The sequence below is a fragment of the Pauljensenia sp. UMB3104 genome, assembly GCF_030217285.1.
In the GTDB taxonomy this organism is placed as follows: Bacteria; Actinomycetota; Actinomycetes; order Actinomycetales; family Actinomycetaceae; genus Pauljensenia.
The window spans coordinates 1-258 of sequence record NZ_JASONN010000392.1 but is presented as its reverse complement, the minus strand read 5'-3'; the positions used below and the strand labels follow the sequence as shown (position 1 = coordinate 258).

Here is a 258-nt window from a genome sequence, read left to right as displayed (position 1 = left end):
GCCACGAGCCATACTGGCGCAGTCGGCGCACGCTGACCGCTCCCGCACCATGTCCTCGGTGTCCGATGAGCTGGGAGTATCCCCCTCCACTCTGCGCACGTGGGAACGGCGCTACGGCCTCGGTCCCGCGCAGCGTGAAGCCGGTGAGCGACGCCGCTACCAGCCCGAGGACGTTGACCGTCTGCGCGCCATGATCCACCACGTGCGTGCCGGTATGTCCGCCGCCGAGGCCGCCAAGCGCGCCCTCGCAGAAAGTAC

The 258-nt window shown here is 69.8% G+C and carries 1 protein-coding gene; it reads left to right on the top strand.

The window, feature by feature from the left end:
• Positions 1 to 258 (top strand): MerR family transcriptional regulator (locus QP415_RS12155; protein ID WP_285100245.1); only part of this gene is annotated, 258 nt, incomplete at both ends.